The 780-nt window shown below is 47.6% G+C and carries 2 rRNA genes; both read left to right on the top strand.

Annotated features, from left to right (window positions below):
• Positions 1 to 57: ribosomal RNA gene (locus tag AAIH57_RS29160) — 16S ribosomal RNA — on the top strand; the annotation flags it as partial.
• Positions 58 to 410: 353 nt separating this feature from the next.
• Positions 411 to 780 (top strand): 23S ribosomal RNA (locus tag AAIH57_RS29155); the annotation flags it as partial.

The following is a 780-nucleotide window of genomic DNA, read 5'->3' as shown; positions in this document are numbered from 1 at the left end:
GGGGTGAAGTCGTAACAAGGTAGCCGTATCGGAAGGTGCGGCTGGATCACCTCCTTTCTATGGAGAATCGTTTCCCGCAGCGGAAACATTCAAATAAGCAGGTTCACTGAACCTGCGCAACTCACTCGTTGCTCAGTTTTGAGAGCTCAAACTCTCAAAACAGCTTGCTTTTGCATGGAGCTTGTTCTTTGAAAACTAGATATCGAAACGAAAATTGCGAATTAGAACATTCCTTTTAGGGATGAATGCTTGTTCGGTTCAAGTGACCGATCAACAATCATCCTAGCTGAACTTGTGTCAAACAAGTTTAATAAATAGTGAAAACTGTATTGCGATGGTATCGAATGGGAGCGACTTTTGGCTTTGCGTAAGCAAAACAAGGGAAGTGAGCAGTCGAAACCGGAGCAACTGGTTAAGCTACTAAGAGCACACGGAGGATGCCTAGGCGCTAGGAGCCGATGAAGGACGTGGCGAACAACGAAACTGCCTCGGGGAGCTGTAAGCAAGCTTTGATCCGGGGGTGTCCGAATGGGGAAACCCAGCTGGGGTAATTTCCAGTTACTCATAACTGAATACATAGGTTATGTAGAGGCATACCAGGGGAACTGAAACATCTAAGTACCTTGAGGAAGAGAAAACAATAGTGATTCCGTCAGTAGCGGCGAGCGAACGCGGAGAAGCCCAAACCAGAGAGCTTGCTCTCTGGGGTTGTGGGACGTCTCACATGGAGTTACAAAGGAACCGGTTAAACGAAGAGGTCTGGAAAGGCCCGCCAAAGAA

It is taken from the genome of Paenibacillus sp. MABNR03, from assembly GCF_050455445.1.
Lineage (GTDB): Bacteria > Bacillota > Bacilli > Paenibacillales > Paenibacillaceae > Paenibacillus > Paenibacillus xylanilyticus.
Note: the sequence above shows the minus strand (reverse complement) of the source record. Positions and strands in the feature narration are given on the sequence as shown.